Raw genomic sequence first — 282 nt, forward strand, 5'->3', positions numbered from 1 at the left:
GTGTTGAGTTAATCGAAATTACTCTGCCGTTTGGCGAGTAATCAAAGAATTAAATCAATGAATGAGTGTTCATAGCAATATGTACAACGACTTATTAAGTTAAGTCGATTCAGAATTCATTGAGCCGCTGAAGTCGCAAGACGGAAGCAAAAAACTTTAATTGAAGAGTTTGATCATGGCTCAGATTGAACGCTGGCGGCAGGCCTAACACATGCAAGTCGAGCGGCAGCACGAGGGAGTTTACTCCTGAGGTGGCGAGCGGCGGACGGGTGAGTAATGCCT

General features: G+C 45.0%; 1 rRNA gene. It reads left to right on the plus strand.

Annotated features, from left to right (window positions below):
- Positions 1-157: 157 nt before the first annotated feature.
- Positions 158-282, plus strand: a 16S ribosomal RNA gene (locus MMG82_RS21475); the annotation flags it as partial.

The organism is Shewanella sp. MM_2022_3, from assembly GCF_022557375.1.
GTDB lineage: Bacteria > Pseudomonadota > Gammaproteobacteria > Enterobacterales > Shewanellaceae > Shewanella > Shewanella xiamenensis.